The organism is Sphingosinicella rhizophila (assembly GCF_032378825.1).
GTDB lineage: Bacteria > Pseudomonadota > Alphaproteobacteria > Sphingomonadales > Sphingomonadaceae > Allosphingosinicella > Allosphingosinicella rhizophila.
Genome location: NZ_JAVUPU010000001.1, coordinates 560740 through 587189, shown reverse-complemented (window position 1 = coordinate 587189; position 26450 = coordinate 560740). Strand labels below are relative to the sequence as shown.

At 64.0% G+C, this 26450-nt stretch carries 30 protein-coding genes; 18 read left to right on the top strand and 12 right to left on the bottom strand.

Going from position 1 to position 26450, the window contains the following annotated elements; translation table 11 throughout:
- Window positions 1-86 precede the first annotated feature (86 nt).
- Window positions 87-476 carry a response regulator gene (locus tag RQX22_RS02795; protein ID WP_315723395.1) on the top strand — a complete coding sequence of 130 codons (390 nt, stop codon included), beginning with the start codon at window positions 87-89 and terminating at the stop codon, window positions 474-476.
- Here the strand turns inward: RQX22_RS02795 and RQX22_RS02790 are convergent.
- Window positions 461-1609: an aromatic ring-hydroxylating oxygenase subunit alpha gene (locus RQX22_RS02790; RefSeq protein ID WP_315723394.1), complete on the bottom strand. Its 1149-nt coding sequence runs from the start codon at window positions 1607-1609 to the stop codon at window positions 461-463. The genes RQX22_RS02795 and RQX22_RS02790 overlap by 16 nt on opposite strands.
- Before the next feature lie 114 nt (window positions 1610-1723).
- On the opposite strand from RQX22_RS02790, the gene RQX22_RS02785 reads away from it, so the two are divergent.
- Window positions 1724-3085: an AmpG family muropeptide MFS transporter gene (locus RQX22_RS02785; protein WP_315723392.1), complete on the top strand. Its 1362-nt coding sequence runs from the start codon at window positions 1724-1726 to the stop codon at window positions 3083-3085.
- On the opposite strand, the gene RQX22_RS02780 is transcribed toward RQX22_RS02785, so the two are convergent.
- From RQX22_RS02780 to RQX22_RS02760, 5 genes are all read right to left on the bottom strand, one after another.
- Window positions 3070-4398 carry a bifunctional folylpolyglutamate synthase/dihydrofolate synthase gene (locus RQX22_RS02780; RefSeq protein WP_315723391.1) on the bottom strand — a complete coding sequence of 443 codons (1329 nt, stop codon included), beginning with the start codon at window positions 4396-4398 and terminating at the stop codon, window positions 3070-3072. The two genes, RQX22_RS02785 and RQX22_RS02780, sit on opposite strands and share 16 nt — an antisense overlap.
- Window positions 4399-4431: 33 nt before the next feature.
- Window positions 4432-5283, bottom strand: coding sequence for an acetyl-CoA carboxylase, carboxyltransferase subunit beta (gene accD, locus RQX22_RS02775; protein WP_315723389.1), 852 nt, complete (start codon window positions 5281-5283; stop codon window positions 4432-4434).
- An 80-nt stretch (window positions 5284-5363) separates the two neighbouring features.
- A complete protein-coding gene (pyrF, locus tag RQX22_RS02770) occupies window positions 5364-6038 on the bottom strand; it encodes an orotidine-5'-phosphate decarboxylase (protein ID WP_315723387.1) in 675 nt (224 codons plus the stop codon).
- Window positions 6035-6367: a LapA family protein gene (locus RQX22_RS02765; RefSeq protein WP_315723385.1), complete on the bottom strand. Its 333-nt coding sequence runs from the start codon at window positions 6365-6367 to the stop codon at window positions 6035-6037. The genes pyrF and RQX22_RS02765 overlap by 4 nt, the downstream gene beginning before the upstream one ends.
- Window positions 6368-6436: 69 nt before the next feature.
- Window positions 6437-8743, bottom strand: a complete 2307-nt coding sequence (locus RQX22_RS02760) for a patatin-like protein (protein ID WP_315723561.1) — start codon at window positions 8741-8743, stop codon at window positions 6437-6439.
- 166 nt (window positions 8744-8909) lie between these two features.
- On the opposite strand from RQX22_RS02760, the gene RQX22_RS02755 reads away from it, so the two are divergent.
- Window positions 8910-9425: a septal ring lytic transglycosylase RlpA family protein gene (locus tag RQX22_RS02755; protein WP_315723384.1), complete on the top strand. Its 516-nt coding sequence runs from the start codon at window positions 8910-8912 to the stop codon at window positions 9423-9425.
- Window positions 9426-9531: 106 nt separating this feature from the next.
- Window positions 9532-10833, top strand: a complete 1302-nt coding sequence (locus tag RQX22_RS02750) for a serine hydrolase domain-containing protein (RefSeq protein WP_315723382.1) — start codon at window positions 9532-9534, stop codon at window positions 10831-10833.
- A gap of 65 nt (window positions 10834-10898) precedes the next feature.
- Here the strand turns inward: RQX22_RS02750 and RQX22_RS02745 are convergent, their stop codons facing one another.
- On the bottom strand, window positions 10899-11594 hold the full coding sequence (locus RQX22_RS02745; protein WP_315723380.1) for an endonuclease/exonuclease/phosphatase family protein: 696 nt from the start codon (window positions 11592-11594) through the stop codon (window positions 10899-10901).
- A gap of 58 nt (window positions 11595-11652) precedes the next feature.
- Window positions 11653-11976 carry an HPF/RaiA family ribosome-associated protein gene (locus RQX22_RS02740; protein ID WP_315723378.1) on the bottom strand — a complete coding sequence of 108 codons (324 nt, stop codon included), beginning with the start codon at window positions 11974-11976 and terminating at the stop codon, window positions 11653-11655.
- Between the two features lie 129 nt (window positions 11977-12105).
- On the opposite strand from RQX22_RS02740, the gene radA reads away from it, so the two are divergent.
- The 5 genes from radA to RQX22_RS02715 are packed head-to-tail and all read left to right on the top strand — an operon-like array spanning window position 12106 to window position 17604.
- Window positions 12106-13479: a DNA repair protein RadA gene (radA, locus tag RQX22_RS02735; protein WP_315723376.1), complete on the top strand. Its 1374-nt coding sequence runs from the start codon at window positions 12106-12108 to the stop codon at window positions 13477-13479.
- 10 nt (window positions 13480-13489) lie between these two features.
- Window positions 13490-14041 (top strand): CvpA family protein, encoded by a 552-nt coding sequence (locus RQX22_RS02730; RefSeq protein ID WP_315723374.1) that lies wholly within the window; start codon window positions 13490-13492, stop codon window positions 14039-14041.
- Window positions 14038-15354 (top strand): cysteine--tRNA ligase, encoded by a 1317-nt coding sequence (cysS, locus tag RQX22_RS02725; RefSeq protein WP_315723372.1) that lies wholly within the window; start codon window positions 14038-14040, stop codon window positions 15352-15354. The genes RQX22_RS02730 and cysS overlap by 4 nt, the downstream gene beginning before the upstream one ends.
- A 46-nt stretch (window positions 15355-15400) precedes the next feature.
- Window positions 15401-15826 carry an iron-sulfur cluster assembly scaffold protein gene (locus RQX22_RS02720; RefSeq protein ID WP_315723559.1) on the top strand — a complete coding sequence of 142 codons (426 nt, stop codon included), beginning with the start codon at window positions 15401-15403 and terminating at the stop codon, window positions 15824-15826.
- On the top strand, window positions 15826-17604 hold the full coding sequence (locus RQX22_RS02715; RefSeq protein WP_315723371.1) for a monovalent cation:proton antiporter-2 (CPA2) family protein: 1779 nt from the start codon (window positions 15826-15828) through the stop codon (window positions 17602-17604). The genes RQX22_RS02720 and RQX22_RS02715 overlap by 1 nt, the downstream gene beginning before the upstream one ends.
- Window positions 17605-17629: 25 nt before the next feature.
- Here the strand turns inward: RQX22_RS02715 and RQX22_RS02710 are convergent, their stop codons facing one another.
- Window positions 17630-18172 (bottom strand): shikimate kinase, encoded by a 543-nt coding sequence (locus tag RQX22_RS02710; protein WP_315723369.1) that lies wholly within the window; start codon window positions 18170-18172, stop codon window positions 17630-17632.
- Window positions 18173-18219: 47 nt separating this feature from the next.
- On the opposite strand from RQX22_RS02710, the gene RQX22_RS02705 reads away from it, so the two are divergent.
- The 4 genes from RQX22_RS02705 to RQX22_RS02690 are packed head-to-tail and all read left to right on the top strand — an operon-like array spanning window position 18220 to window position 22046.
- A complete protein-coding gene (locus RQX22_RS02705; protein ID WP_315723367.1) occupies window positions 18220-18399 on the top strand; it encodes a hypothetical protein in 180 nt (59 codons plus the stop codon).
- On the top strand, window positions 18380-20185 hold the full coding sequence (locus RQX22_RS02700) for a hypothetical protein (RefSeq protein WP_315723365.1): 1806 nt from the start codon (window positions 18380-18382) through the stop codon (window positions 20183-20185). Before RQX22_RS02705 ends, RQX22_RS02700 begins: the two co-directional genes overlap by 20 nt.
- Window positions 20182-21093, top strand: coding sequence for a tyrosine recombinase (locus RQX22_RS02695; protein WP_315723363.1), 912 nt, complete (start codon window positions 20182-20184; stop codon window positions 21091-21093). Before RQX22_RS02700 ends, RQX22_RS02695 begins: the two co-directional genes overlap by 4 nt.
- Before the next feature lie 11 nt (window positions 21094-21104).
- The gene (locus RQX22_RS02690) at window positions 21105-22046 is read left to right on the top strand and encodes an acetyl-CoA carboxylase carboxyltransferase subunit alpha (protein ID WP_315723362.1); all 942 of its coding nucleotides are present in this window, start codon (window positions 21105-21107) and stop codon (window positions 22044-22046) included.
- A gap of 177 nt (window positions 22047-22223) precedes the next feature.
- Here the strand turns inward: RQX22_RS02690 and RQX22_RS02685 are convergent, their stop codons facing one another.
- Window positions 22224-22388 carry a Flp family type IVb pilin gene (locus RQX22_RS02685; RefSeq protein WP_315723361.1) on the bottom strand — a complete coding sequence of 55 codons (165 nt, stop codon included), beginning with the start codon at window positions 22386-22388 and terminating at the stop codon, window positions 22224-22226.
- 137 nt (window positions 22389-22525) lie between these two features.
- Complete coding sequence (locus RQX22_RS02680) at window positions 22526-22693, bottom strand: Flp family type IVb pilin (RefSeq protein ID WP_315723359.1); 168 nt, start codon at window positions 22691-22693, stop codon at window positions 22526-22528.
- Between the two features lie 111 nt (window positions 22694-22804).
- On the opposite strand from RQX22_RS02680, the gene RQX22_RS02675 reads away from it, so the two are divergent.
- Entirely contained in the window at window positions 22805-23191 is a 387-nt protein-coding gene (locus tag RQX22_RS02675) for a (deoxy)nucleoside triphosphate pyrophosphohydrolase (protein ID WP_315723557.1), read from the top strand.
- On the opposite strand, the gene RQX22_RS02670 is transcribed toward RQX22_RS02675, so the two are convergent.
- Window positions 23184-24041: a methyltransferase domain-containing protein gene (locus RQX22_RS02670; RefSeq protein ID WP_315723357.1), complete on the bottom strand. Its 858-nt coding sequence runs from the start codon at window positions 24039-24041 to the stop codon at window positions 23184-23186. The genes RQX22_RS02675 and RQX22_RS02670 overlap by 8 nt on opposite strands.
- A gap of 73 nt (window positions 24042-24114) precedes the next feature.
- Here RQX22_RS02670 and RQX22_RS02665 point away from each other — a divergent pair, with 73 nt between their 5' ends.
- Genes RQX22_RS02665 through RQX22_RS02650 form a run of 4 tightly spaced genes read left to right on the top strand, consistent with a single transcriptional unit; the run spans window position 24115 to window position 26427 of the window.
- Complete coding sequence (locus RQX22_RS02665; RefSeq protein ID WP_315723355.1) at window positions 24115-24858, top strand: ComF family protein; 744 nt, start codon at window positions 24115-24117, stop codon at window positions 24856-24858.
- Window positions 24859-24908: 50 nt separating this feature from the next.
- Window positions 24909-25166, top strand: coding sequence for a glutaredoxin 3 (grxC, locus tag RQX22_RS02660; RefSeq protein WP_315723353.1), 258 nt, complete (start codon window positions 24909-24911; stop codon window positions 25164-25166).
- On the top strand, window positions 25166-25987 hold the full coding sequence (locus RQX22_RS02655; protein WP_315723351.1) for a carbon-nitrogen hydrolase family protein: 822 nt from the start codon (window positions 25166-25168) through the stop codon (window positions 25985-25987). The genes grxC and RQX22_RS02655 overlap by 1 nt, the downstream gene beginning before the upstream one ends.
- The gene (locus tag RQX22_RS02650; RefSeq protein WP_315723350.1) at window positions 25984-26427 is read left to right on the top strand and encodes a DUF1178 family protein; all 444 of its coding nucleotides are present in this window, start codon (window positions 25984-25986) and stop codon (window positions 26425-26427) included. Before RQX22_RS02655 ends, RQX22_RS02650 begins: the two co-directional genes overlap by 4 nt.
- The last annotated feature ends 23 nt before the right edge of the window (window positions 26428-26450 follow it).

Sequence of the window (26450 nt, the reverse complement as noted above, 5' to 3'; positions counted from 1 at the left end):
GCTCGTTACGCAAACAGATCGACCACCGGAGGGCAAGCGCGCTTATAATGTTGTTCGGCAAACGGGAAAGGACAATCCGACGGATCGTGATCGTCGAGGATGAGGTGCTGGTGGCGTTCGACAACGAGCATCTCCTTCAGGAGGACGGTTATGAGGTCGTCGCAACTGTCGACAGTCTGGCGGATGCCCTGCGAGTGCTGGAAGAGGAAGAAATCCACCTCGTCCTGAGCGACATCAAGCTTAGCGGCGATGGCGACGGCCTGGACGTTGCCCGGGCGGCGAGAGCCAGAAACGTTCCTGTGCTCTTCGTGAGCGGCAATTGCCCCGTCGAGGCGCGAAGCCTTGCGCTGGGTTGTCTCACCAAGCCCTACACCGACAAGATATTGAAGGCCGCGCTGGACGCTCTCGACGCTCGGCTTCGCGGCAGGCCGGTCAAGAAGCTCCCGCCCGGACTTAGTCTCTACGACGACGTTTGAAGCAAGGCCTGTTCCACCGCCCGGTGGAAATGATGAATGCCGGTTTCCAGCGTGCCCAGCGTCAGTTGACGGACCGCGCCCGAAGACAGTCCTTCCTGGCCGAGTGCCGCGGCGCGGAAATCCTCCGCCGCGAACGTCCCTTCATCGAGCAGGATCCAGCTCTTTTCCCAATGCCTTTCTTCCTCGGGCGATGAAGGCGGCTTGGGGATCAGCATGAAATCCTCGACCAAGGTACGGTCCGGTGCCTGCGGCATCAGCACCATCAGGTTCACATAGTCGGGGCTTACGACCAGGATCGTCGCCGGAAAAAGCTGATAGGCGAAGGTGATCGCTCCCCTCAAGGCGGTCCAGTCGCTATGATCGACGCGGGCGAGATAGTCGGCGCGGCCCACTGCCGATCGCTGGTGAACGCCGATCCGGTCGGCGGCGGTAATCCCGTCAGCGAAGAACTTGCCGATGCTCGACGCGTGCAGTCGCTGGACGTGGTAGCTTTCGAGGAATGCGTCCATGATCAGTTTCCAGTTCGACGCGACATCGTGGACCCGCCGACGGTACAGATGATGGACGGCAAGGCCGAAGGCGTCGAACTCCGGCGCGAGGGCGTCCGCATCGGAAAAGTCCGCGTCTTCCCTGGCGAACCAGATCAGGCCGCCGGCTTCCCGGCACGGCAATTCGGCGAGACCAAAATCCTTCCGGTCGAGGCCCGGGAAGCAATCGGATCTGGGCAGAGCGGCAAGCGTGCCGTCGAGACCATAGGACCAGGCATGATAGGGGCAGACCAGCCTGGATGCGCTGACCGGCGCCGAACCTTCCACCAGCCGGGTTCCGCGATGGCGGCAGACATTGAAGAAGACATGGGCCACACCCTCTCTGTCCCGACTGAGCAGCAAGGGCGGGCCGAACCCGTCATGCGGAACGGCCATATTCGCGCGGGCCAGGAGCGCCGACGGTGCGATCACCTGCGGCAGCCGGGCGAACAGCGTTCCCATCTCCGCGTCGAAGCGTGCAGGAGAGGTGTAGACCGAGGCGTCGACCGAAGTGATGCCCTCGCCACGCGTGCTTTCGCCGCGGGCAATGCTTTCGGCGAGCGCAAGCTGCCCGCCCGTGGGACGATTGCCGGTCGACACATTCATTTGTGAGACTGCTTTTGGGGCATTTGTGGAGACTGCTTTTGTGGCGGTGAGAAGGCAAGCAAGAAGACTGGCGAAGAGGGCTGGCCGAACGTTGGCAGTTCGTTACAAAGACGCATGAGCGAAGCCAGTCAAAGCGCCCCGCAAGGCTGGCGCAGCCGCCTTCCCGAAGGCATCCGCCCCTATACCGAAGCAGGCCCGATCGCCGCCTTCTTCCTTGGCGTGTCCTCGGGCTTTCCCTACGCGATGATAGGCGCGACGCTGACCACCCGCCTTGCCCAGGATGGACTCGACAAGAAGAGCATCACCGCCTTCAGCCTCGCTTTCTTGGTCTACAATCTGAAATTCCTATGGGCGTGGGTCGTCGACGGCGTTCGGATTCCAATTCTCGGGCGTCTGGGCCAGCGCGTGTCGTGGCTGATCCTTGCCGGCGTTTTTGCCATGGCCGCCGTCGTCAATCTCGCTTTGGTCGATCCGTCGGCGAGCTTGCTCTACACCGCTTATGCGGCCGTGCTCGTCGGCGTCGCCGGAGCCACGTTCGACATCGTCATCGACGCCTATCGGATCGAGACGCTGCAGCCGCAGCAACTCGGCGTGGGTTCCGGCATGAGCCAATATGGATGGCGGATCGGATCGGTCGGCGCAGCCTCGCTGGCTCTCGTGGTCGCGGCCCGTTTCGGTTGGGAAATGGCCTATCTGGCCTGTGCGGGCTTCGCGCTACCCGCGATGCTGACGGGCCTGATACTCGGCGAACCCGCCCGTCACCGCGAGCCCAAGGAGCGACGTGGCATGATCGCCGCTGCAAGGGCGGTCTATGGCCCGTTCACGGAATTCTTTCAGCGGAGCGGAGCTTTGCTCGTCCTCCTGTTCATCCTGCTGCACAAGATCGGCGATACGCTCGGCCAACTCACGCTTCGGCTGCTTCTCGATGATTCCGGGTTCACGAATGACGAAATCGCCATCTACGACGTCGGCGTCGGTTTCTGGGCCTATCTGATAGGCATCTTCATCGGCGGGATCATGTATTCGAAGATCGGGATGAAGCGTTCGGTGCTGATCAGCCTCATCCTCATGGGCGTGTCGAATTTCACCTTCGCTTTGCTTGCCCAGGCGGGGCACAGCAATATCGGACTGGCGGGTGCGATCCTGTTCGAAAATATCGCGAGCGGGATTGGTGGCGTCACCGTCGTCGCTTATTTCTCGGCGCTCACCGATCTGCGATTCACAGCGTCACAATATGCGCTGATCTCGGCCGCGGCGAGCGTGGTGGGACGGTTTCTAACCGGAACCACTGCCGGCGCCTTGGTCGAATCCATGGGTTATGTGAATTTCTACCTTCTCACCACCGCCGCCGCCTTGCCGGGAATTCTGCTCTTCTGGCTGATGATGAGATCCGGTCTCATCGATGCCTCGATCGGTAGCGCAGGTGTGGAAGGTGAAGGAGACGCGAGGAAAGACGCCGCTCAAACCGGCGGTTGATCGTTCTTCCGCAGGACTTCGCCGGCAAGGTAGAGCGACCCCAGGATCAGCACGATCGGCGGGTGCGCGCGATCGCTGTGGCGGGCGATCCATCCGAGCGCAGCTTCGACATTGTCGGCGACCAAGGCGCCGTGGCCCGCAGCTTTCGCGGCGGCGGCGAGGTCCGATGGCGGATGATGGGGGTGCGATGCCACCGGCACCGCGTGGAGTGTGATCGAACGGTTGGCGAAGGGCTTCAGTACGCCGGCAGCGTCCTTGTTGGCGAGCAGGCCGAAGACGATGTGGAACGGCCGTTCGGCCGGGACATGAGCCCGGAAGAAATCGGCCACCGCCCGGGCGGCGGCGGGATTATGAGCGCCGTCGAGCCAGAGCTCCGAACCGTGGGGCAGCAGGTTGGCGAGCGGCCCTGCTTCCAGACGCTGGAGTCGCGCCGGCCAGTCGGCCCATCCCATCGCTGCGCGCAAGGCGGACTCGCGCACGGGCAAGCGATCCTGGTGGCGCAGCATCGCGATCGCCAGCGCCGCGTTCGTCGCCTGATGCGCGCCCCGCAGGCGGGGCAGGGGAAGATCGAGCTTTCCCCGCTCGTCGCGATAATGAAGCCGCTGCCGATAGACGGTGGCATCCCATTCGCCGCCGCGTGGCAGCCAGATCGCGCCGGCCGCGACAGCCGTCTCGCCGATCCGGGCGGCGAGGCTGTCGGGATAATATTGGGTGACGAGGCGAACCCCAGGCTTGGCGATGCCCGCTTTTTCTGCCGCAATATCTTCCAAGCGGCTGCCGAGAAAGGCCTGGTGGTCGATGCCCAGCTGGGCGATGCCGCAAATGAGCGGTGCCGGGATGATGTTGGTGGCGTCGAGCCTGCCGCCGAGACCGACCTCGACGATACAGGCGTCGGCGGGCGTACGAGCGAAGGCGAGGAAGGCGGCGGCCGTGGTGATTTCGAAGAAGCTCGCGCCGATCCCGTCGGCGGCATCCAGGACTTCCGCGAGCAAGGCGGCCAGCAAATCATCTTCGATCAGCTGTCCCGCAATCCTGACCCGCTCGTTGAACCGCACCAGATGGGGACTGGTGTAGACATGGGCCTTGAGGCCCGACGCCTCGATCCCGGCCCGCAAAAAGGCGCAGGTGGATCCCTTGCCGTTGGTTCCCGCAACATGGAGGACGGGTGGCAGGCGCCGCTCGGGATGGTCCAGCCGATCCATCAGCGCACCGATCCGCTCCAGGCCCAATATATCGGCGCCCGGCGACAGTGCGGCCAGCCGCTCGAGCTGGTGGCGAACTCCGGGATGGTCGGAAACGGCGTGGTCGGCCATTTTGATTTTCTCCCTTCCGCAGGAGAAGGAAGATCAGGCGGCCGCCCGGTCGGGCGTCAGATAGGCGATCAGCCGGCCGAGAGTCGGGCGAAGATCCTCGCGATGCACGACCATGTCGACCATGCCATGTTCAAGCAGATATTCGGCGCGCTGGAATCCTTCCGGCAATTTCTCCCGGATCGTCGATTCGATGACGCGCTGCCCTGCAAAGCCGATCAGCGCACCCGGTTCGGCGATCTGGACGTCGCCCAGCATCGCATAGGAGGCCGTGACCCCGCCCGTCGTCGGATCGGTCAGCACCACGATGTACGGAAGCCCGGCTTCCTTGAGTTCGGCGATAGCCACCGTGGTGCGCGGCATCTGCATCAGCGACAATATGCCCTCCTGCATCCGGGCGCCCCCAGCGGCGGTGAAGATGATATAGGGGCAGCGTTCGGCGATCGCCGTCCGCGCGCCGGCGATGAAGGCGGCACCGACGCCAAGCCCCATCGATCCGCCCATGAAGGCGAAATCCTGAACGCCGACCACCGCGCGGCGCCCCTCCACGGTCCCGGAGGCGTTGACCAGGGCATCGCTTTCGGCCGTCTGCGCTCGCGCGCCCTTCAATCGATCGGCATAGCGCTTGCTGTCGCGAAACTTTAGCGGGTCTTCGCGGACGGACGGTTGCGGCAGGATCGCATAGCCGGGATCGAACAGACAGTCGAAACGGGCCTTGGGGCCGATCCGGTCGTGATGATCACAGCGGGGGCAGACGAAATCATTCTCCGCCCACTCCTTGGTGAAGATCATCGCGTCGCAATGGCGGCATTTGTGCCAGAGATTATCGGGCGTTTCCCGCTTGGGCAGGAACGGAATGCTCTGGCGAACGCGGTTGAGCCAGCTCATGCGGCTTCTCCTTCCGCGCGTCCGATAGGCCGCTGGGCAAGCCTTTGTCTACGGGGATGGAAAGAGACTTCCTTCGGGGCCTAAAGCGTCGCCTCGATCGACCGCGCGGCCAAATCGGGATCTTCGGCCTGGGTGATCGGGCGACCGATGACGAGGATCGACGCGCCGCTGTCCAGCGCTTTCCTTGGTGTCATCACGCGCTTCTGGTCGCCGGAATTGCTGTCGGCGGGACGAACACCGGGCACGACAAAGAAGCCGCCTGCCCATAATTTCTTGGCGGCGGCGACTTCGTTGCCCGAGCAGACGACGCCGTCCAACCCCGCTTCCCTGGCGAGAGCCGTCAGCCGCTCGACTTGCCCGTGCGGATTCGGCTCCAGTCCGATCGAGGATAAGTCGCTACTGTCCAGGCTGGTCAGGACGGTGACCGCGACAACCTTGGTGCCGGTGGGCGCGGCCGCCTTTGCATCTTCCATCATTGCCCGCCCTCCGGCGGCGTGAACGGTGAGAATGGCCGGTTCGAGCGGCCGCAATGCCTGGATCGCCTTGCCGACGGTGTTGGGAATGTCGTGGAACTTGAGGTCGAGAAATATCGGAAGGCCGAGCTCGGCCATTTCCTTTATGCCGTGGCGGCCATTGGCGGAAAAGAATTCGAGCCCGAGCTTGATGCCGCCGACATGGTTGCGAACACGCGCAGCAATCGCCCTGGCCCGATCGAGATCCGGCGTGTCGATTGCGACGAAGATCGGACTGGTCATGTCGTGGGCCATGCCTTGCTGTCGGTCGCCACCCGTTCCGCCTTGATGCCGGCGCTTTCGTTCGACGTCGCCATCGGCTGGGGCGGCGCCACCGAGACGTGGCGCTCCGCCGGTTCCATCCGCCGCTTGAGTGACCAGAGCCTGGCGCGATGAATGATGAGCATCGGAAGGAAACCGAGCAGAAAGGCGGCGAACACGAGCACCGGCAATTTCACGTCGGCCTGCATCCCGCCCCACAGATTGATCGTCACCGCATTCCAGTTGCGGGTGGCGAACAGCACCAGCATCACCGCCAGCACCACCCAGAATAGGGTTTTCAAAAACTGCATGTCCGTCGCCTCCCAGGCATCATGCTTGCTTATGTGCGCGCAACCGGCGTGGCAAGCGATCGTCCGCCTTCAACCAATCTCCTTATCCAGCACCTCGAACAAGGCGGCAATATTGGTCAGTCTCGGTCTTTCTTCGTCGACTATCAGGCGGAAGGCATCGCGCTTCAGAGTCGCCACCGTTCCTGCGGGCAGATGACTGCCTTCGGGCAAGGTGGATACGACGATGTCGATCAGCCGGTCAGCGCCGTGAAGCCGCCCCCAAAGATAGTCATTCTCCCGATAGGCACGGCTGAAGAAAGCCCCGAAACTGTTCAGCTGAATTCCCTTGAGCGTGGCCGCGGCGCCGCCTTGCCGGATGGCGACGGCATCGTCGGGCGAAATGCGATCGACCTTGATCGGATCATATTCGTCCAGACCCTCACCCTGAAGAAGCGGCAGCGTCGCGATGTCGTAGAAGGGGAAGCCGAGATAGGTGAGCATCATCGCGCGCCGCTCCACCTTCGGAAAGGAGGCGAGTGCTTCGCTGAGCCTCTCATCGGCCTGCTCGTCGAGGGGTCTAAGACCCCACATCTCGGCGAGCGCCGTCATCGCCGGGGCGGCATCGTCGCCGGCGGACCGAAAGGTTTCGGGCGACGACGATTTGCCCGCCGTCGCCGCGAGGGCCGCGCCATAATGGCCGACCAGGTCGTAAATGGTCCCGCGCGCACGATCGATCGCGTCGCGCGGCGCCCCACTGCGCTCCTCGATCTCGCCCATGCGGCGGGCCAGGAATCGCAGGCGCCGCACCCGGTAGCTGAGGTCGAACTTGCGCAGGAAGAGTACCAGCTCCGGACATGCTCCTGCCGCCGTAATGGCATCGTCTGCGTTGAGCCTTTGCTGGCGGATGACCGCCCACACTGCCTGGCGCACCCGTTCATGCTTCTGCTTCCCGCCGCCGCCGCCGAGGTCGAATATCCGGTCCGCAATTTCTTCGACCACTTCGGAAAGCTTCAGATGCACATAAGCCGCGAAGGTATAGCCGGCATCCCGGGCTGCGACCTTCTGGGCACGAATCCGCCAGCCGGCCAGCCTTTTCGGGGTTGGACGACCGAGCAGCAGGACCGATCCGAAACTATTCTCGATAGCGGCTTCCACCTGCGGGCGCATCGCGCTGACGATCCGCTGCATGCGCCTGATCTGCGACGAGCGATTATCGATCGCCTCCAGATTGTCTCGAATCGGCTGCTCTCTCGGGATATCGGAAAGGGCGCCGAAGATGGTCGCGAAGAAGCCGGGAGGCTCGCTGGCGCCGGATCCGGTCAGCCGAACGGAGCGGATCCCTGGCTTTGGATCGATATAGACGAAGCGGCGATCCACTTCGCGGCGGGTCGGGCGGTTCTGCAAAGCGTGTATTGCTGGATGGAAGGGGGCGTTCGCCAGCACCGATCCGTCGATGAGCACGACATTGTCGATGTCGCCGATGGCGGCGTGGCGGGGCAGGGTATGTTCCAGGAAGGCGTCGCGCCCAGCCCAGACCTGTCCCCGCTTTGCCAGCGCGGCATCCAGTTCGCCCACCTGAAAGGGCGGAAAGGCGCCAGGGAAACTCGCTGTCGCCCTTGCCGCGAAAACGAGTTCTGCGGGTTCGGCAAGTTGCCGGTCCGGCCCGCCCGGGTCGCGGAACGACAGGGTCAGGCGATGCTCGCGCTCCGGGACCTCCGCAGGACTATTGAGTCGGAGCCGCTCCGGATGGCCATGAAAATCGGTAACGGTGACAAAAAGGTCGAGCGGCTGGTAGTAAGGAAGCAGGGCTGGACCAGCCGCTTCCTTGGTCATCGCGTCAAAGGCCGACAGCAGCAAATTGGTGAAGCCAGACCCGCTAAAGGGCGGCGCAAACCATCGCGCCCGGACAAAGTTGGCGAGCTTGGTGCGGATTTCCTCGCGATGCTCGGGCTCGACGGTCTGCTCGACTCCGCCACGGCTGCGGGAAAGCGCCCAGGCGAAGGGCACCGCGGCCGTTTTCGCCATGCGGGAAAGGGGGTTCACTTCGGGGTCGATAAGCCGATCGACATCGGCCGTTTCCAGCCATAATTCCGTCAGTGGATCGAGCGATCGTCCGGCGGAGATCGCCTCCGCAAGGAAGATGGCGTTGATACCTCCGGCGCTGGCGCCGGTGAGGATGTCGACAAGCACGCGCAGGTCGATTCCGCATTCGGCGGCGATGCTTTCGAGCAGGCGGCGATAGACCTGCTCGCTGCCCTGCGAATCCGGCCCCCCGCCATGATGGGCCTGGCTTGCGCGAACGAGATGCCAGATCTCCTTGCTGATGCCGTGCATGTAAACAGCAAGGCTGATTCCGCCGTAGCAGATCAGCGCCAGCCGCAATTCCTTCTCCCGCATCGGAAGACCGATGACAGGCCCGGCTGCCATTGTCGAGTATCGCGCGGGTTCCCCCCGTTTCGGGTCCGTTCGCCGCACTTTTGGGACACACCGCCGTAACGATGGCGACTCGATCAAGCGCCACGGCTAAGCCCATTTTAGTGGAAGAGCTGAGGGGCTTTGCAAAATGGTGGAGCAATTGCGCCGGAGCGGCATGCGTTGCGTGGTGGCATTGGCGGCCGCCGGCCTGATGACGTCGGGGCCTGTCCAAGCGGTGCAGATCGACCAGGCCAAGGCCGCCGAGGTCCTGCTCCAATCGGAAGCGCTGCCTCAGGCCGAAGAACCGCTCGTGGATGTGGCCGAGATCGTTGCCGACCTCGTCGATCCGCCGGAGGCTGAGCCGAGCTATCTTCATCTCGCCGACGGCGAAGCCAGTTATTATGGCCGCGAGCTTGCCGGCAACCGGACGGCGAGCGGGGAGCGGTTCGACCCGCATGCGCTGACGGCAGCGCATCGGACGCTCCCGATGGGTACCAAGTTGCGCGTCACGAACAAGTCCAATGGCAAGAGCGTCATCGTCCGCATCAATGATCGCGGCCCGTTCACCCGCGGCCGCATCATCGATGTTTCCCTGGCGGCAGCGCGCGAAATTCAAATGATCAGGTCCGGCAAGGCGATGGTAAGGCTCGAGCAGCTGATGTAAGGCATGATCAATTACCGAGCCGAAACAGCTGTAAAGTAAGAGAGAATCCGTTGAACCTAAGCCGAGTCGGCGGCGCCGGCTTCCCAAATTGCGATCCGGGACAAAAATGCTGAGCCGCCGAATCCTTCAATTCGCAGCCGCCGCGATGCTCCTCACGCTGGGCGTCTGGGCGGCCACCAGTATCGGCTTCAGCTCGGACGAGCCCTCCGGGAACCGGCACCAATTGACGGCCATCGGCAAAGGCAAAGACCCGCCGCCGAGTCTGATCGACTATTCGCGCCTAGATCGCCGGCTCCAGTCCCTGATGGAGGAAAATTCCATGATCGGACTTGGCGTCGCGATCGTGGAGAATGGTGAAATCCGATTCCTCAAGGGTTATGGGGAGACGGTTGCGGGCAGCGGTCAGCCGGTCACCCCCAACACCGTCTTTCGCTGGGCTTCCCTGTCCAAGGGCGTGGCGGCTGACATGATCGCCTTGCTGGCCGCTCAGGACAGGCTGTCGCTTTACGAGCCGGTGGCCAAATATTCCGCGACCTTGAGGTTGCCGGGTGGCAACGAACATAAGGCCACGATCTCCGACCTGCTGTCCCATCGCCTGGGCCTCTTTTCGCATGCCAATGATTCGAAGCTCGAGGACGATATGGATCCGCGCATGCTGCGAATGTCGCTGGCAGAGCTCAATGCCATCTGTCCGCCCGGCACCTGCCATTCCTATCAGAATGTCGCCTATGACGCGGCCTCCGAGATCGTCGAGAAAGTTACGGGCGAGCGTTACGAGGATGCCGTGCGCCGACGCCTGTTCAGGCCGTTGGGCATGACGTCGGCATCGATCAGCAGGGACGGGCTGGTCACCGCTCCAAGCTGGGCGCGGCCCCATGTGGGCGGCAAGAATTCAAAGCCGGTGGAGGTCGTGGAATCCTATTATCGCGTTCCCGCTGCCGGCGGGGTCAACAGCTCGATCAAGGATCTGGCGCTGTGGATGAAGGCGCAGATGGGCGAGAATTCCAGCGTGCTACCGGCACAAGCGCTTCAGGCGGTGCAGTCGGCGCGGGCCACCACGCCTGGAGAGATGGGCCGGATGCGCAAGTTCAGGGAGCGGATCGCCAAAGCAAGTTACGGCCTTGGCTGGCGCATCTATGATTATGCAGGCCACCGCGTCATCGGCCATCGCGGCGGCGTCCGCGGCTACCGATCGCTCGTCATGTTCGACCCCGAACGCAAGAGTGGAGTCGTGGCGCTCTGGAACTCGTCGACCAATCAGCCCGGCGGTCTGGAGTTCGAAGTGATGGATATGCTTTACAGACTGCCCCAGCGCGACTGGCTTGGGGTCGACGATCGTCCGACTCCGGACCAGCCCACACCTGAGGAAGCGGGCAATGTCATCATCGGCGGAGGCGGGAGCCGCTGAACTATCCGCACCGCGTGCCGGTCTTTTCTAGACAATAGAATCAGGCCCGCGGTCTTCCAGTGCAGTTATTCCCGTCTGAGCTGCGCCCAGATCGGCAGATGATCGGATGCGCGGCGTGCGGTGGCGCTTTCATGGGACCCGCTGGCCATGATCTCCAGTCCGGGCGTCACCATGATCCGGTCGAGACGGGCGATCGGCCGGCGGGCATGGAAGCTTCGCCCGCAATCGGCGAATCGGCAATGATGGGCAAAGTCTCGTAGGCAGCCCCCGCGCGCGCTCCATTCGTTGAGATCGCCCATCAGCACGGTCGGCGGATCGCCATCGCGCGCATGAAGGTGCGCCAATATGGCGTGGGCCTGTCGCCGCCGCCAAAGGCCCGACAAATCGAGATGCATGCCGACCACGCGCAACAAGGTGTCGTCGATGCGCAGGTCGGCCAGAACCGCGCCGCGCGGCTCCAGCGACGGGAGATGGATCAGCTCCCGGTCGACCAGCTCGATCCCCTTTTTTACCAATATGGCATTGCCGTGCCAGCCGAGACTGCCGCTTCGCGCATCGAACGGCACCGGCTTATAATCGCTATGCTCCTCGATCATGTGAAGCGGGAGCGCGCTGGCACGCGCCCCGAAGCGGCGGTCCGCCTCCTGCAGGGCGATCACATCGGCGCCCAGCTCGTTCAGGACCTCGATCGTGCGCTCCGGCCGCCTTCGCCGGTCGGTGCCGATGGCCTTGCGCATATTGTAGCTGGCAACGAGGATCATCTCATCCCGTCATGAAGACGAAGGTGGCGGCGCGCAAGCCGGCAGCGACCTGGAATGATCAGCCGGTCCGTCGCCCCTCGAGCTTGCCCAATTGATGATCGAGCGCACGCGCCGCTTTCTTGGCGGCGCCCAGCACAGCGCGGTCCACACTTGTGCCTTCCTCATGCACGGCAACCGGATGAAGGCCGGTCATCCGTGCCTCGAGCGTGCAGCGCAGCTCGCCATTACCCCCCTCCCTGCCCTGGGGGTCCGACACATGAACCTCGACGTCGGTGATCCTCTCCTCGAACCGCGCCAGCCGCTGCCGGATTTGCTCCTCGAGCCTGGCGTCGCGGATGTTGTCGCTATCGACCTGATTGTCGGTACTGATTTGGATGAACACGGAAAACTCTCCTGTACTGTGCTGGCTGAATGCGGGGGAGGCCAAGCTGTTCCCGAATCACGAGGCGGATTGTCGATCCGACCGCCCAAACCATTGCGAGGAGGAGCCGCCGGCCCTAGCTTCGAGAAGATGGCGAAACCCAAAAAGCGATATGTGTGCCAATCCTGCGGCTCGGTCAGCAGTCGCTGGCAGGGCCAATGTCCCGATTGTTCGGAATGGAACAGCCTGGTCGAGGATGCGGGTGCGGTGGTGACGCCCTTTTCAGCCCGGCACAATCTGCGCTCGGGCGGGCGGCCGTTCGAGCTGGTCGGTCTCGATTCCGAACTGGCGCTGCCCGAACGGATGAGCACCGGCATCCAGGAACTGGATCGTGCGCTCGGCGGCGGCCTGGTGGCGGGCTCGGCCACGTTGATCGGCGGCGATCCGGGCATTGGCAAATCGACCCTGTTGCTCCAGGCGGCGGCGCGGATCGCAGCACGAGGATTGGCTGTCGCCTATATCTCCGGCGAAGAGGCGACCGACCAGGTGAGGCTTCGCGCGCGCCGGCTCGGATTGGGCCGTGCGCCCGTGCAGCTTGCCGCAGCCACCTCCGTCCGCGACATTCTAACCACCTTGAGCGATGCCGGGGCGCCCGCCCTCGTTGTGATCGATTCGATCCAGACGATGCACAGCGACCTCATTGAAGGGGCGCCAGGCACGGTCAGCCAGGTCCGTGCCTCGGCGGGGGAGTTGATCCGTTTTGCCAAGGAGACCGGCAGCGCGATCGTCCTTGTCGGCCACGTGACGAAAGACGGTACGATCGCCGGCCCGCGCGTGCTCGAGCACATGGTCGACACCGTGCTCAGCTTCGAAGGCGAGCGGAGCCACCAGTATCGAATACTCCGCGCGATCAAGAACCGATTCGGCGGTACCGACGAGATAGGCGTCTTCGCCATGGCGGAGGAGGGTTTGAGCGAAGTCGGCAATCCGTCGGCATTGTTCCTTACCCACCGGGGCGAGGCAGTTTCCGGGGCAGTCGTCTTTCCCGCGCTGGAGGGGACGCGGCCTGTGCTGGTCGAAATCCAGGCGCTCACCGTCCGGCTTGCCAGTGGCGCCACGCCCCGGCGCGCCGTCGTCGGCTGGGATTCGGGCCGTCTGGCGATGATCCTTGCCGTGCTGGAGGCACGTTGCGGACTGAGCTTCTCCACCGCCGAAGTCTATCTCAACGTTGCCGGCGGCTATCGTCTGAGCGACCCGGCCGCCGACCTTGCCGTGGCCGCGGCGCTGGTCTCGGCACTGTCGGAGCGAGCCATTCCCGCCGAAACGATTGCGTTCGGGGAGGTTGCCTTGTCCGGTGAATTGCGGCCGGTTGCCCACGGCGCCTTGAGGCTCAAGGAGGCGGCCAAACTGGGTTTCGAGCGGGCATTGGTGCCGGCATCACTGGCGGCGGGTAAGGACGGCGTTCAACTCGTGGGTTTCAAGACCCTCGGCGAACTCGTTGACCATCTGCTGGAGCGCCGGTAGCCAGTCTTACATGACCGCGCTCGACATCATCGTTCTGCTGTTGCTGGGCGGCGGTCTGATCCGCGGTTCGATGCGCGGTTTCGTCGGAGAGGTTCTGTCGCTCCTCGCCTGGGTGGCGGCGGTGATCGCGCTCAAACTGATGCACGAGCCGGTGACCCAGGCGCTGGCGGGGACGGTGGGAACCTATGCCGGCGCGGCTGTCCTTGCCTTCGCCCTCGTCTTCGGCCTGGTTTTCCTGTGCGGCCGGCTGCTTGCCCGCCGGATCGGCCAGGCGACGCGAACGTCGGTGGTGGGGCCGATCGACCGTATCCTTGGCGCGGGTTTCGGCGTCTTGAAGGGATTGCTTGTCGCGACCTTGCTCTATCTAGCAGCCAATCTTTTTTACGATACCTTCTACGGCCGTGCGGCCGAGCGGCCCGACTGGATGGCACGATCGCGCACTTATCCTTTGCTTCATGCCAGCGGCCGCGCCATCGTCGATTTCGTCGAGACGAGAAGAGCCCAAATGCCTGAGCCTCCGCCATCCGATGAGGCGGACAACAAGCTTCAGAACCAATTATGAACAGCCTCAGACTCTATGACACGATGGCGCGGGAGAAGCGCGTCTTCACCCCTGCCGATCCCGCACGCATCACCATGTATGTCTGCGGCCCCACCGTCTATAATCGGGCCCATATCGGCAATGCGCGGCCCGCCGTCATTTTCGACGTCCTGGCCCGGTTTCTCCGTCACCTTCATGGCGAAGACAGCCTGGTATATGCGCGGAACGTCACCGACGTGGACGACAAAATCATCGAGGCTGCTCGTGCCGCGGGTATCGATCCATCCGCGATCGCTTTGCGTTTCGAGCAATATTATCTGGACGATATGGGTGCCCTGGGGGTCCAACCGCCAACCCTGGCGCCGCGGGCCACCGAGAATATCGAAGCCATGATCGCGATGATCGGCCGGCTCCTCGTCCGCGGCAACGCCTATGAGGCGGACGGTCATGTGCTGTTCCATGTGCCGTCCGATCCGGATTATGGCGCGCTAGGCCGCCGCGACCGGGAGGCGATGATCGCCGGCGCGAGGGTCGAAACCGCCTCCTATAAAAAGGACCCGGCCGACTTCGTGCTCTGGAAACCATCGCCGTCCGGCATGATCGGCTGGGACAGTCCATGGGGACGAGGACGGCCAGGCTGGCATATCGAATGTTCGGCGATGATCGAGGCCCATCTCGGCGAGACGATCGACCTGCATGGTGGCGGCCTCGACCTTATTTTCCCGCATCACGAGAATGAGATTGCCCAGAGCCGCTGCGCTCATCGGGGCGCCCCGCTCGCCCGCTACTGGCTCCACAATGGCTTCCTGGCGATGGCCGGCACCGAGAAGATGTCGAAGTCGCTCGGCAATGTCGTCACCGTGGCCGATCTGCTCGACGCAGGCCATAAGGGGGAGACGCTCCGTTTCGCCTTGCTCTCCGCACATTATCGCCAGCCGCTCGAATGGTCGTCCCAGCTCATCGCCCAGAGCAAGGCCACGCTAGACCGCCTCTATCGCGTCACGGGCGATGCAGAAGCGGGCGAAATCGATGCCGGCGTGGCCGAGGCCCTTGCCGACGATCTCAACACGCCGCTCGCTCTTTCCCGCCTTTCCGCCATCGAAGATGCCCATTGCCTGCGGGCCTCCGCCGCATTGCTTGGGTTGCTCCAGGCCGGGACTGCGGGTTGGTTCCAGGGGCAAGGGGATGCGCGCATCGACGCGCTTGTGGCCGCGCGCATCGAGGCCAAGAAGCGTAGGGACTTCGATACCGCCGACCGCATCCGAGACGCGCTCGCGGCTGAGGGGGTCGTGCTCGAGGATGGTGCCGCCGGCACCAGCTGGCGACGTGCCTGATCAACCAGCGGTGGGAATCGGACCCGATCGGCCCTAAGTGGAAGCCGTGACCCTGCCTCTCTACAATCGCGATATCCTTCGCCTTGCCGCGTCGATCCCGCACCATCGTCGCATCGCCCGGCCGCAGGCGAGCGTGGAGAAAAGATCGCCGGTTTGCGGTAGCCGGGTCGTTGTCGATGTGGTGCTCGATGACGGAGGCAAAGTCGTTGAGCTTGGTCAGGAGGTGCACGCCTGTGCGCTAGGCCAGGCGTCCGCCGCGTTGATGGGCCAGCATGTCCTGGGCCGCGGCGAAGCCGAACTGGCCGATGCCCGCGATACCCTCGCGGCCTTTCTGGCGGGGACTCGCGAAGATCCGGGCGATTGGCCCGGACTCGACATTTTCCGCACGGCACGCCCCTATGTCGCCCGCCACAGATCGATACTTCTCGCCTTCGAGGCGGTCGCCGAGGCGGCTGCGCAGGCGAAAAGCTGATGGAAGCGGAGACCACGGCGGCCGCATCGCTCATGCTTCGCGATGTCGTCGTCATGCTTGGCGCGGCCCTGCTCTTCGTGATGCTGTTCCGGAGGCTCGGTCTCGGTGCCGTGCTCGGCTATCTCGTCGCAGGAGCCTTGGTCGGACCCGATGGCCTCGGTCTCGTCAAGGCGCCGGAAGAAATGCTTCACGTCGCCGATTTCGGCATCGTCCTGCTGCTCTTCCTGGTCGGGCTGGAACTTCATCCCGAGCGTCTGCTCAGGCTCAAGAGCGACATATTCGGACTCGGCCTGCTGCAGGTCGCGCTCAGCGGGGTCGCTATCACGGTCCTGATCCATTTCGCTGTCGGCTTCAGCTGGCCGGCCTCGCTTGCGATCGGGCTTCCGCTGGCACTTTCATCGACTGCACAGGTGCTTCCGAGCCTTCGTGCTTCCGGGGATATCAACACCAAGCCCGGCGAACGCGCTTTCTCGATCCTGCTGTTCCAGGATCTGTCGATCGTCCCCCTGATCACGATCATTGCCGCCCTTTCACGCGCGCCGGCGGATCCGACCGCACCGCCGGGATGGCAGCTCGCACTTTATACGGTGGCGGCCATTATCGGCCTCGTGCTGGCCGGACGCTTCCTTATCAATCCGCTGTTCCGGCTGGTCGGCCGGATCAGCGAGCGCGAATTGTTTATCGTAGCCGGCCTTTTCGTCGTGCTGGCCAGCGCCGGAATCATGGAGGCGCTGCACCTGTCGACGGCGCTGGGCGCATTCATCGCCGGCGTGATGCTCGCCGATTCGCCGTACCGGCACGAGCTGGAAGCCGACATCGACCCGTTCCGGTCGATCCTCCTCGGCCTGTTCTTCGTCGCCATCGGCATGATGCTCGATCTCGACACGATCAAGGATCGGCCCATGTTCGTGATCGGCATGGCAGCGGCTCTTATCGTCGTGAAGGTCTTCATATTATCCGGGCTGGCGCGGCTGTTCGGGATGAACGGCCGCAAGGCGCTGAAGCTGGGTCTGCTGCTCAGCCAGGGGGGCGAGTTCGGCTTCGTTCTATTCGCAGCCGCGCAGAATGCGCTGCTGATCGAACCCGAGGCAGCGAGCCTGTTCGGCGCCATCGTCACCTTGTCCATGGCGACGACGCCTTTCCTGATGATGCTCAACGACTGGCTGGACCGGCGCAGTTCCCGTCGCGACGCGGACGGTCTGGAGGGACCCGAAAGCTCCGGGGCCGCCAAGGCGATCGTGGTCGGCTATGGCCGGTTCGGACAGACGGTCGCACAGATGCTGATGGCCAAGGAGATCAGCGTCACCCTGATCGATTCGAAGCCGAGCCAGATCGAGATCAGCGGCAGTTTCGGATCCAAGGTCTATTATGGCGACGGCACCCGCATGGACCTGCTGCGACTTGCCGGCGCCGCCGAGGCCCAGGCGATCCTCTTCTGCATAGACGAGGGTGCTCCGACCGCACGCAAGCTTGAACCCATTCTCGAGGCTTTCCCCCAGGCGGCCGTGTTCGTGCGCGCCTTCGATCGCCTCCATCTGATGGACCTCCAAGCGGTCGATCTGGCCGGCAGGTTTCGTGAAGTGTTCGAGTCGGCGGTGTGCATGGGTCGCGAGGCGTTGGGCGCCTTCGGCATCGATGCGGACGAAGCGGCGCGGGTGGAAGAGGATTATCGCCGGCGCGACATCGAACGATTGGAACGTCAAAGCCAATCAGGCGATCTGCACGCACTTCAGGAGCGAATGTTCGGGCCTAACAGTCAAATGTCCCGACCCGACTGATCGGTCGGCGCGCGCGCGTGGTCCGTCAGGAGGTTCCCCTCCAGCCGGCGAGCGCCTCGACGATGCGATCGACGGTCTGCTCCTGGGGGAGGGAATGACTTTTTATATGAAGGTGCGCCTCGGCATAATAAGGGTTTCGTGCGATCGCCAGTTCGCGAAGGACGGCCGCCGCATCCTTGCCGCGCAGGAGCGGCCGGTGGTCGCTGCGCGCGACGCGCCGGGCGAGGGTCTCGACGTCCGCATCGAGCCAGATGACGATGCAATGCTCCAGGAGCAGGGCTCGCGTCTGCTCGTTCAGAAAGGCGCCGCCGCCCGTGGCGACGACCCTTGGAGCGCCTCCCACAAGCCGCGCGATCACCCTTCGTTCGCCGTCGCGAAAGCCCGCTTCGCCGAAACGATCGAATATTTCCGAAATCTTGTGCCGAGCCGCCACTTCAATCTCGTCGTCGGAATCGACGAAATCCATGCCGAGACGCCGTGCCAGCCTTTTGCCCATGGTCGATTTTCCCGCACCCATCAACCCGACGAGCACGATCGATCGGTCGAGGCGGGGCAGCTTGTTCGTCATGCGGCGGGGGCTATACATGGGGCAGGGTCGTGGGGCAAAAGGCCGCCATGCGTAGAAACTATACTTCCCTGAGCCCCGTCCGGCGCAAGAAGTCGCCCTTGCCGTTGATCTTCCTGCTTCTGCTGCTGGTGCTGATCGGATTCCTCATCTGGCTCGGCACCGTTGACACCGAAGTGCCGACCCAGCGCATCGAGCAGGATGTCACCAATGAAGCCCTGGCGCGTTAAGCTCCTCCTGCTGGCCGGCGTGGCGGCGGTCGCGGGGTCGATCCCGGCGATCAGCCAGGAAGCGCCCGAATCGCTGCTCCCTCCGGGATTCGACGATCCGGCTACCCTGCCGGCGCCGGCCGAGACCCCGCAACAGCCAAAGGCGGCGCCTCAGGCTGTGGACACACCATCGGTTGCGCCGTCGCCGGGATCGATCGTGACGATCGAAAATGCAGCCCAGGATGACATGGAGACTCTCGGCCTGGTGGCGCGCGTCCAGGCCGAATTACCGGCTTCGTCGCGCCGGCGGACCGATTTCGTGGGTCCGCTTGGCCCCTCCAATTGGGGACTTGGTGAAAATGCGTTCGGCGGCGCGAACGGCCGTTTTCTGAGCATGTTGATGCGGCGGCTCGACGCGCCATTACCCTCCCGTTGGACGTCAATTCTGCTCCGCCGCGCGTTGCTGTCGCAAGTGCGTACGCCCTCTCAGGTCTCGGATGTCGACTGGATCGCCGAGCGTGCATGGCTGTTGCTGCGCATGGGAGAGGCGGATGGCGCCCGCATGCTGGTCCAGTCGGTCGACGTCGAAAATTTCACCCCCCGCATGTTCACGGTCGCCGTTCAGACAGCGCTGGCAACCGCTGATCCGGCGGCTTTGTGTCCGTTGGTCGGGCCCGGCCGGAAGAACTCCGACGAACCGGTCTGGCCGCTGGCCGATGCCATGTGCGCCGCTTTGGAGGGGGAACCTTCGCGGGCCGGCGCCCTGATCGATCAGGCGCGGCGGCGAAGCGGCGCCGGCGGCATCGACATATTGCTTGCCGAGAAGGTCATCGGGGCCGGCACTGATACGCGCCGGGCCGTCACCATCCAATGGGATGGCGTGGACACGCTCAATGCGTGGCGTTTCGGCCTGGCCAGCGCCACGGGCCTGGAAATTCCCGACGCCTTGATGAGCGGGGCCGGCGCCCATGTCCGCGCCTGGCAGGCACGGGCGCCGATGGTTCCGCTGGATCAGCGCATCTCGGCGGCCCAGACGGCTGCTTCCCTCGGTGTCTTCTCGAACGCGGCGCTGGTGGACACGTTCAGCCTGATCGCCGATGCGACCGATCCTTCCGAGATCCAGGACAGTATCGGAGGGCGTCTGCGACGAGCCTTCGTCGGAGGAGATATGGACCGGCGGATGTCGGCCATTAAAGGCCTCTGGGACGACGCCAAGACGCCGCAGGATCGCCATGCCCGCCTTATCCTGACCGCCACCGCAGCAGCTTTGATACCGCCGTCGGATGATCGTCAGGCGGATGCGGCCGACCTGATTGCATCGATGCTTTCCGCGGGGCTCGATCGCCAGGCTGCCCGTTGGTCACCGATCATCGGGTCCATGGGCGAAGATGGCGACCGTGCATGGGCATTGCTCGCCATCGCGTCGCCCCGGCCGGCGGTGGATACCAGTGGGGGACGGGTGTCCGCTTTCATCGACCGTGACGAAAGCCTTCGGGGACAGCGCGGCCGGATGCTGTTTGCCGCCCTTGCCGGCCTTGGCCGGCTCGACAGTGGCACTGCCCAGGATCTGGCAGGCGATCTCGGCATCAGTTTGCAGCCCGACGACAGGTGGAGCCGCATGCTCGCCGCCGCCGCGCGCGCACGGCAGCCCGGGACCGTCGCCCTGCTCGCCGGGGTTGGCATGCAGACCGGGGACTGGCGCGGCGTGCCACCCCAACATCTCTTCCAGATCGTCGATGCCCTTCGGCAGGTCGGGCTCGAATATGAGGCGAGGATGATCGCCGCCGAGGCACTGGCCCGACTGTGACGTCCGGCGCGGGCGAGGACCGGCGCCTGATCGCGGCCTTTCTCGAAATGATGGCGGCCGAAGCGGGCGCGGCCCACAACACCTTGTTGGCCTATGAAAGGGATTTGCGGGGCGCGTCGGAATTGCTGGATGGCGGTCTTGGAGCGGCGTCGCCCGAGACCCTTAAGGGCCTTGCCGACGCCTGGATGCCCCTCAAACGGGCGACCGTCGCGCGCAAGGCAGCGGCGCTCCGCCGGTTTTTTCAGTTTCTGCACGAAGAGAAGCTGCGCCTGGACGATCCGTCGGCGGCGCTGCCGCGTCCCGCGGGCGAGCGGCCGCTGCCCAAGATTCTCGACCATGGTTCCGTCGATGCATTGTTCGCGGAGCTCGAGCGGCGAACGGGCGAGGCGCACGGCAAGCCAAAGGCGCTGAGAATGGCGGCACTGGTGGAGCTTCTCTATGGTTCGGGTTTGAGGGCGACCGAATTGGTATCTCTGCCAAGGAACGCCGTTTCGCCCGACAAGCCCTTCCTGATCCTCCGTGGCAAGGGCGGGCGCGAACGCCTGGTGCCAATCTCCGACCGCGCCCGCGCGGCCGTCGCGTCATGGTCGTTGCTGGTGCCCAGGGATTCGCTTTGGCTGTTTCCGTCGGGACGAAATCACCTCAGCCGCGTCAGGCTTTACCAGCTTCTCAAGGAACTGGCGGCCGCTTCCGGAATCCCGCCCCAAAGAGTCAGTCCACACGTGCTTCGCCATGCCTTCGCGACCCATCTCCTGGAGGGTGGCGCCGACCTGCGCGCGCTCCAATTGCTATTGGGTCATGCGGACATTGCCACGACCCAAATCTACACCCATGTCGATAGCCGCCGCCTCATCGAACTGGTCAATAGCCGGCACCCGCTCGTTGACGCGAAGCCGAAGCAGGCTTAACCGCCGCGCCAATGCCGACCTTTCTCGATTTCGAAAAGCCGATCGCGGAACTTGAGGCGCGGGTCCAAGACCTGCGCGAGACCGCGCAAGCGGGCGCGCTCAACATCGATGCCGAAATCGAGAAGCTCGAAGCGAAATCGCAAAAGATGCTTCGAGACATTTATGGCAAGCTGACACCCTGGCAGAAGACTCAGGTCGCGCGCCATCCGGAGCGTCCGCATTTCAAGGATTATGTCACTGCCCTGATCGAGGATTTCATACCGCTCGCGGGGGACCGGTCCTTTGGCGAAGACCAAGCGATCGTCGGGGGGCTCGGCCGCCTTGGCGGACGCAAGATCATGCTGATCGGCCATGAAAAAGGCGACGATACGGCGAGCCGCCTGCGTCACAATTTTGGAATGGCCAAGCCCGAAGGCTATCGCAAGGCCATTCGGCTGATGGCCCTTGCCGATCGCTTCGGCCTGCCGGTGGTGACCCTGGTCGACACGCCCGGCGCCTTTCCCGGCGTGCAGGCGGAAGAAAGGGGACAGGCGGAAGCGATCGCACGCTCCACGGAGCAATGCTTATCCTTGTCGGTGCCTCTCGTGACGGTGATCGTGGGCGAGGGGGGATCCGGCGGCGCGATCGCCTTGGCCGCTGCAAGCCGCGTGCTGATGCTCGAACATGCGGTCTATGCCGTGATCTCGCCGGAAGGCTGCGCCTCGATCCTGTGGCGCACGGCCGACAAGGCGGCCGAAGCGGCCGAAGCGATGCGGATCACGGCCGGCGATCTCCAGCAGCTTGGTGTCGTCGACGGTATCATTCCAGAGCCGGTCGGCGGCGCGCAGCGCGACCCGGCTGGTGCCATTGCAGCCGTGGGCGGAGCGATCCAAGCCGAGCTGGACACCCTTTCCGGCTTTTCACCGGATCAGATTCGCGCGGGCCGTCGCGCCAAATTCCTGTCCATAGGATAGAAGCGGACGCCGGCAGAAACTGAAGACGGGAAAGCGCAAGGCTCGCCGCGCCGAAAAGATCCCGGCCGTGCCGATCTTCCCGCGAAACGCAGGCGATTATTTCTATCGCCTTTCACAGATACGAAAAGGGCGGCGGAACCGAAGTTCCGCCGCCCCAATCTTTAGCCAGAGGACTTATTAGCCCTGCATGGCCGTCGAAACGTTGGTGAAGGTCTGGTTCAGGCTCGAACCCAGGCCCTGCATCGCGGCGATAGCAGCGACGGCGATAAGAGCGGCGATCAGGCCATATTCGATGGCCGTGGCACCCTTTTCGTTCTTAAGAAATTTGCGAATGATCTTCATTTCCGGTCTCCTGTTCCAAAGCTTTGGAAGTCCACACTTCCTGCCACCCCCCACACTATATTTCCGGGTTGGCTGATCTCGCATTTAGGTCGACTAGGTTTCCAAATATTTAATGCCGACAGCGATTTTTTTCGGCTTCAAACCGTCGAAACGGCTTCGGCGACGTTGTTCCACATGCCGATCGTCGTATCGGCGAATAGGGTCAGGCCGGCCATCATGGCGAGCACGATCATCGCGATGATGAGGCCGTATTCCACCGCGGTGGCGGCCCGTTCGTCACGGATGAACTTTGCAATTCGCTTCATCGCCCCTATCCCCGAACGGAACCAACACGCCTAGTCTCGACGGTCCATATCCAAGGCGTCGTTAACGAATTCCTAGCAAGGGCCTCTTCTTTGGAAAAAAATCCGACAGTCATGGTGGTGGCGGCGGCATTGGTGGACGATCAGGGACGGATCCTCCTCCAGCAGCGGCCGCCCGGCCGTCCCATGGCCGGACTTTGGGAGTTTCCCGGCGGGAAGATCGAACCGGGGGAGCGGCCGGAGGCCGCGCTGATCCGGGAATTGGAGGAGGAGCTGGACATAAGCGCCGACACGGCCTGTCTTTCACCCGCAACCTTTGCGAGCGCCGACCTGGAGGAGCGCCATCTCCTTCTCCTCCTTTATGTCTGCCGCCGCTGGAGAGGCGAGCCCAGGCCACTCCATGCCACCGGCTTGCAATGGGTGCGTCCGGATCAGATGCACGATTTGCCAATGCCGCCTGCCGACCGGCCGCTGATCGGCCTGCTGGACGCCCTTATTTAGGCCGAAGCGCTTCGGCCAGGGACGCCGAGCCGCTGCCGCGCCGGGCGGGCTGCGGCTGGTTGGGAGCGGGGCCCCAGCCAATCAGTGAGACGATCTCGATATATTCGGTGGTCCGGCCGTCTTCTTCCACTTGGGCGGCGAAATCGGCGGTAGCCGCGGCAAAACCCAGCCGGCCCAATGCTCGGCCCGAGCGCAGCGACAGGATATTGGTACCCCCGATGGCGCGAAGGTCCCCGATCAGCTGAGAAAGGCTTTCGAAGCGGATCGCCAATCGGTGCGAGTCCGCCACCGGCAAGGCGAATCCGGCGCGCGCGAGCAGGTCTCCGGCGGTCCGGACATCGATCTGCGGGTGGAGGCGAGGGGAGGTGCCTTTGCCGTCGGCCGCGTCTGCGGCCAGCATCGCGCTGCGCAAGGCCGGAAGACTGCCCGCCCCGGCGAAGGAGGCGAGAAACAGGCCGTCGGGCTTTAGCACGCGGCGGATCAAAGCGAGCGCTCCCGGCAGATCATTGACTCCGTCCAGCGCCCCCGCGGAGACGATCAGATCGAAGGTCGCGTCCGCGAACGGGAGCCTGTCTTCATCGCACTGTACTCCGCCTGCCATGCGGGCGAAGGAAAAGCCGGAATCGGCGGCAACCACGTCTATCCCGCGCGCGCGGAGCCGGCCGGACAGATAGCCGGCGCCGCAGCCAAGATCGAGTGCCTGGCGGAAGTCCCTGGTGACGAGGTCGAGCCGGTCGAGCAGCTCGTCTCCCATCAGTTTCGACAGATAATCGCCATCCCCGACGCTCGCAGCGCTGCGGTCCCGGCGCTGCCGCCGCAACCGTCGATCGAAAGGCAGGTCCGTGCTCATGGGAGGGCTTGTGCAATGCCGGAGGCTTGGCGACAAGGTGGCGCCATGGCCTGGGCAGCATCGGGGTACGAACATGTTAGGTTTTGCCCCTAGAAAGGCGCTCAGCCAGATTGTCGATTTCGCGCTGCCGCCGCGCTGCCCCGGCTGCGGCACGATCACGGCCCAGGATCATCTCTTCTGCCTGTGCTGCTGGCAATCGCTCCATTTCCTCGGAGACCCTTGCTGCGCGCGTTGCGGGCTTCCGTTCGAATATGAGTCCGGCGAGGGTGCCGAATGCGGCGCTTGCCTCGCAGATCCTCCTTTTTTCAACAGACTCCGGGCAGCGGTGGCTTATGGCGACATTGCCCGGCACGTTGCCTTGAAGCTCAAATATGGGGGAAGGCCGGGGGTCGCACGAACCTTGGCCCACTTCATGGCGCGCCACCTTGCGGAAAATGACCCGGACGCCATCCTCGCACCGGTACCCCTCCACCGATGGAGGATCTGGACGCGCGGCTACAATCAGTCCGCGCTGATCGCTTCCGCTCTTGGCGATCGCACCGGCCTGAAAGCGGATCTCGGGTTGCTGAAGCGGGTGAAGGCAACGCCGCCGCTCAGGAATATGAGCCGCCGGGAACGGGCGCTCGCGGTTCGGGGCGCGTTCGCCGTCGGCGCGGGCCGCAAGCCCGGCATCGCAGGCCGGACGATCGTGCTGGTCGACGATGTCTTTACCAGCGGCGCGACCGCCAATGCCTGCGCACGAACGCTGAAGCAGGCGGGAGCGGCAGCCGTGAACATTATCTGCTGGGCGCGGGTTGTCACCACGCAGGAAAATTGACAGGCGGAAGCGGAAGACCCACTTCCCCTCCAAGCAGGAGTGATATCGAAATGGCGCGCGTGGAAATCTATACCAAATTTGGCTGTCCCTATTGCTCGCGCGCCAAATATATCCTGAATTCAAAGGACGTGGACTATGAGGAATATGACCTCAATTCCCAGGTCGGCAAGCGCGAGGAAATGATGCAGCGGTCCAATGGCCGTCATACCGTGCCGCAGGTCTTCATCGACGGTCGCCATATCGGCGGGTGCGACGACCTTATCGAGGCGGATCGCTCCGGCAGGCTCGATCCGCTGTTGGCGCGCTGATGCGCATTGCGCTTTACCAGGCACGGACCGGGATCGATCCGGGACGCAATGCCGGGCACCTCCAGGAGGCTGTGCGGGAGGCTTCGCGCCTGGGCGCCGAGATGCTGTTCACACCGGAGATGAGTGGCCTTCTCGACCGGGACCGCGAGCGGGGTGGAGAGAATCTGAAGCTGGAAGCGGACGATCCGGTGCTGGCCGCGGTGCGTGAGGAGGCCGAACGGACGGGCCTTTGGGTGCATCTTGGTTCGCTGGCATTGAAGCGAGACGACGGCATGCTTGCCAATCGCGGCTTCGTCATCGACGACCAGGGCCGGATTCGGGCGCGCTACGACAAGATCCATCTGTTCGATGTCGATCTGCCTACCGGAGAAAGCTGGCGAGAATCCTCCACTTATGCGCCGGGCGAGACTTCCGTCCTGGTATCGACGCCGATCGGACTGCTCGGTCTCTCGATCTGCTACGACCTGCGATTCCCCGACCTTTATCGGAGCCTAACCGATGCCGGTGCCGCCGCGCTGGCCATCCCCGCAGCCTTTACGGTCCCGACCGGCCAGGCGCATTGGCATATCCTGATGCGCGCCCGGGCGATCGAAGCCGGGGTGTTCGTGATCGCCGCGGCGCAAGAAGGACGGCATGAGGACGGCCGGGAGACCTATGGACATTCGCTGGTCGTGAATCCCTGGGGCGAGGTCCTGCTGGATATGGGCGAGGGAACGGGCGTGGCCGCAGTGGATCTGGATCTTGGCCAGGTCGAAGAAGTCCGCCACCGGATTCCGGCCATCCGGCATCGCCGCCCTGTCCCGGCGCCAATTTCCGCATGATCGTCTTCGATCTCAAATGTCCCAGCGAGCATGTCTTCGAGTCGTGGTTCGGATCGACCGAGGATTATGAGCAGCAGCGGCAGCGCGGGCTGGTGGAATGTCCGCTCTGCGGCGCCCGGGACCTGGTGAAGGCGGCTATGGCACCTCATCTTCCGGCCAAGGCGAACAGCCGGGCGAGCTCGGACATGGCATCCGCACATCCGGAGGCCGTCAAGGCGATGCTGGCAGCCATGGCGAAAGCCCAGAAGAAGATGCTCGAATCCTCCCATTTCGTCGGCGATCGCTTCGCCGACGAAGCGCGCGCCATCCATATCGGCGACGCCGAAGCACGCGCCATTCACGGCAAGGCGACACGCGACGAGGCCGATAGCCTGATCCAGGAGGGCATTCCCGTTGCTCCGCTGCCATTTCCGGTCGTCGAGCCGAGCGAGGAGAATTGACCGGGGCGGGCCGCGCGCCTAAC

What these genes read in the sequence shown, in the direction of transcription:
- RQX22_RS02750 (WP_315723382.1), top strand. Translation starts at nt 9,532, where the DNA reads ATGCTGAGCCGCCGAATCCTTCAATTCGCAGCCGCCGCGATGCTCCTC.
- cysS (WP_315723372.1), top strand. Translation starts at nt 14,038, where the DNA reads ATGAACAGCCTCAGACTCTATGACACGATGGCGCGGGAGAAGCGCGTC.
- accD (WP_315723389.1), bottom strand. Translation starts at nt 5,283, where the DNA reads ATGAGCTGGCTCAACCGCGTTCGCCAGAGCATTCCGTTCCTGCCCAAG.
- RQX22_RS02715 (WP_315723371.1), top strand. Translation starts at nt 15,826, where the DNA reads ATGGAAGCGGAGACCACGGCGGCCGCATCGCTCATGCTTCGCGATGTC.
- RQX22_RS02760 (WP_315723561.1), bottom strand. Translation starts at nt 8,743, where the DNA reads ATGCGGGAGAAGGAATTGCGGCTGGCGCTGATCTGCTACGGCGGAATC.
- RQX22_RS02790 (WP_315723394.1), bottom strand. Translation starts at nt 1,609, where the DNA reads ATGAATGTGTCGACCGGCAATCGTCCCACGGGCGGGCAGCTTGCGCTC.
- RQX22_RS02730 (WP_315723374.1), top strand. Translation starts at nt 13,490, where the DNA reads ATGACCGCGCTCGACATCATCGTTCTGCTGTTGCTGGGCGGCGGTCTG.
- radA (WP_315723376.1), top strand. Translation starts at nt 12,106, where the DNA reads ATGGCGAAACCCAAAAAGCGATATGTGTGCCAATCCTGCGGCTCGGTC.
- RQX22_RS02780 (WP_315723391.1), bottom strand. Translation starts at nt 4,398, where the DNA reads ATGGCCGACCACGCCGTTTCCGACCATCCCGGAGTTCGCCACCAGCTC.
- RQX22_RS02785 (WP_315723392.1), top strand. Translation starts at nt 1,724, where the DNA reads ATGAGCGAAGCCAGTCAAAGCGCCCCGCAAGGCTGGCGCAGCCGCCTT.
- RQX22_RS02690 (WP_315723362.1), top strand. Translation starts at nt 21,105, where the DNA reads ATGCCGACCTTTCTCGATTTCGAAAAGCCGATCGCGGAACTTGAGGCG.
- RQX22_RS02700 (WP_315723365.1), top strand. Translation starts at nt 18,380, where the DNA reads ATGAAGCCCTGGCGCGTTAAGCTCCTCCTGCTGGCCGGCGTGGCGGCG.
- RQX22_RS02745 (WP_315723380.1), bottom strand. Translation starts at nt 11,594, where the DNA reads ATGATCCTCGTTGCCAGCTACAATATGCGCAAGGCCATCGGCACCGAC.
- RQX22_RS02665 (WP_315723355.1), top strand. Translation starts at nt 24,115, where the DNA reads ATGTTAGGTTTTGCCCCTAGAAAGGCGCTCAGCCAGATTGTCGATTTC.
- RQX22_RS02675 (WP_315723557.1), top strand. Translation starts at nt 22,805, where the DNA reads ATGGTGGTGGCGGCGGCATTGGTGGACGATCAGGGACGGATCCTCCTC.
- pyrF (WP_315723387.1), bottom strand. Translation starts at nt 6,038, where the DNA reads ATGACCAGTCCGATCTTCGTCGCAATCGACACGCCGGATCTCGATCGG.
- RQX22_RS02655 (WP_315723351.1), top strand. Translation starts at nt 25,166, where the DNA reads ATGCGCATTGCGCTTTACCAGGCACGGACCGGGATCGATCCGGGACGC.
- RQX22_RS02755 (WP_315723384.1), top strand. Translation starts at nt 8,910, where the DNA reads ATGGTGGAGCAATTGCGCCGGAGCGGCATGCGTTGCGTGGTGGCATTG.
- RQX22_RS02650 (WP_315723350.1), top strand. Translation starts at nt 25,984, where the DNA reads ATGATCGTCTTCGATCTCAAATGTCCCAGCGAGCATGTCTTCGAGTCG.
- RQX22_RS02680 (WP_315723359.1), bottom strand. Translation starts at nt 22,693, where the DNA reads ATGAAGCGAATTGCAAAGTTCATCCGTGACGAACGGGCCGCCACCGCG.
- RQX22_RS02710 (WP_315723369.1), bottom strand. Translation starts at nt 18,172, where the DNA reads ATGACGAACAAGCTGCCCCGCCTCGACCGATCGATCGTGCTCGTCGGG.
- grxC (WP_315723353.1), top strand. Translation starts at nt 24,909, where the DNA reads ATGGCGCGCGTGGAAATCTATACCAAATTTGGCTGTCCCTATTGCTCG.
- RQX22_RS02670 (WP_315723357.1), bottom strand. Translation starts at nt 24,041, where the DNA reads ATGAGCACGGACCTGCCTTTCGATCGACGGTTGCGGCGGCAGCGCCGG.
- RQX22_RS02765 (WP_315723385.1), bottom strand. Translation starts at nt 6,367, where the DNA reads ATGCAGTTTTTGAAAACCCTATTCTGGGTGGTGCTGGCGGTGATGCTG.
- RQX22_RS02705 (WP_315723367.1), top strand. Translation starts at nt 18,220, where the DNA reads ATGCGTAGAAACTATACTTCCCTGAGCCCCGTCCGGCGCAAGAAGTCG.
- RQX22_RS02685 (WP_315723361.1), bottom strand. Translation starts at nt 22,388, where the DNA reads ATGAAGATCATTCGCAAATTTCTTAAGAACGAAAAGGGTGCCACGGCC.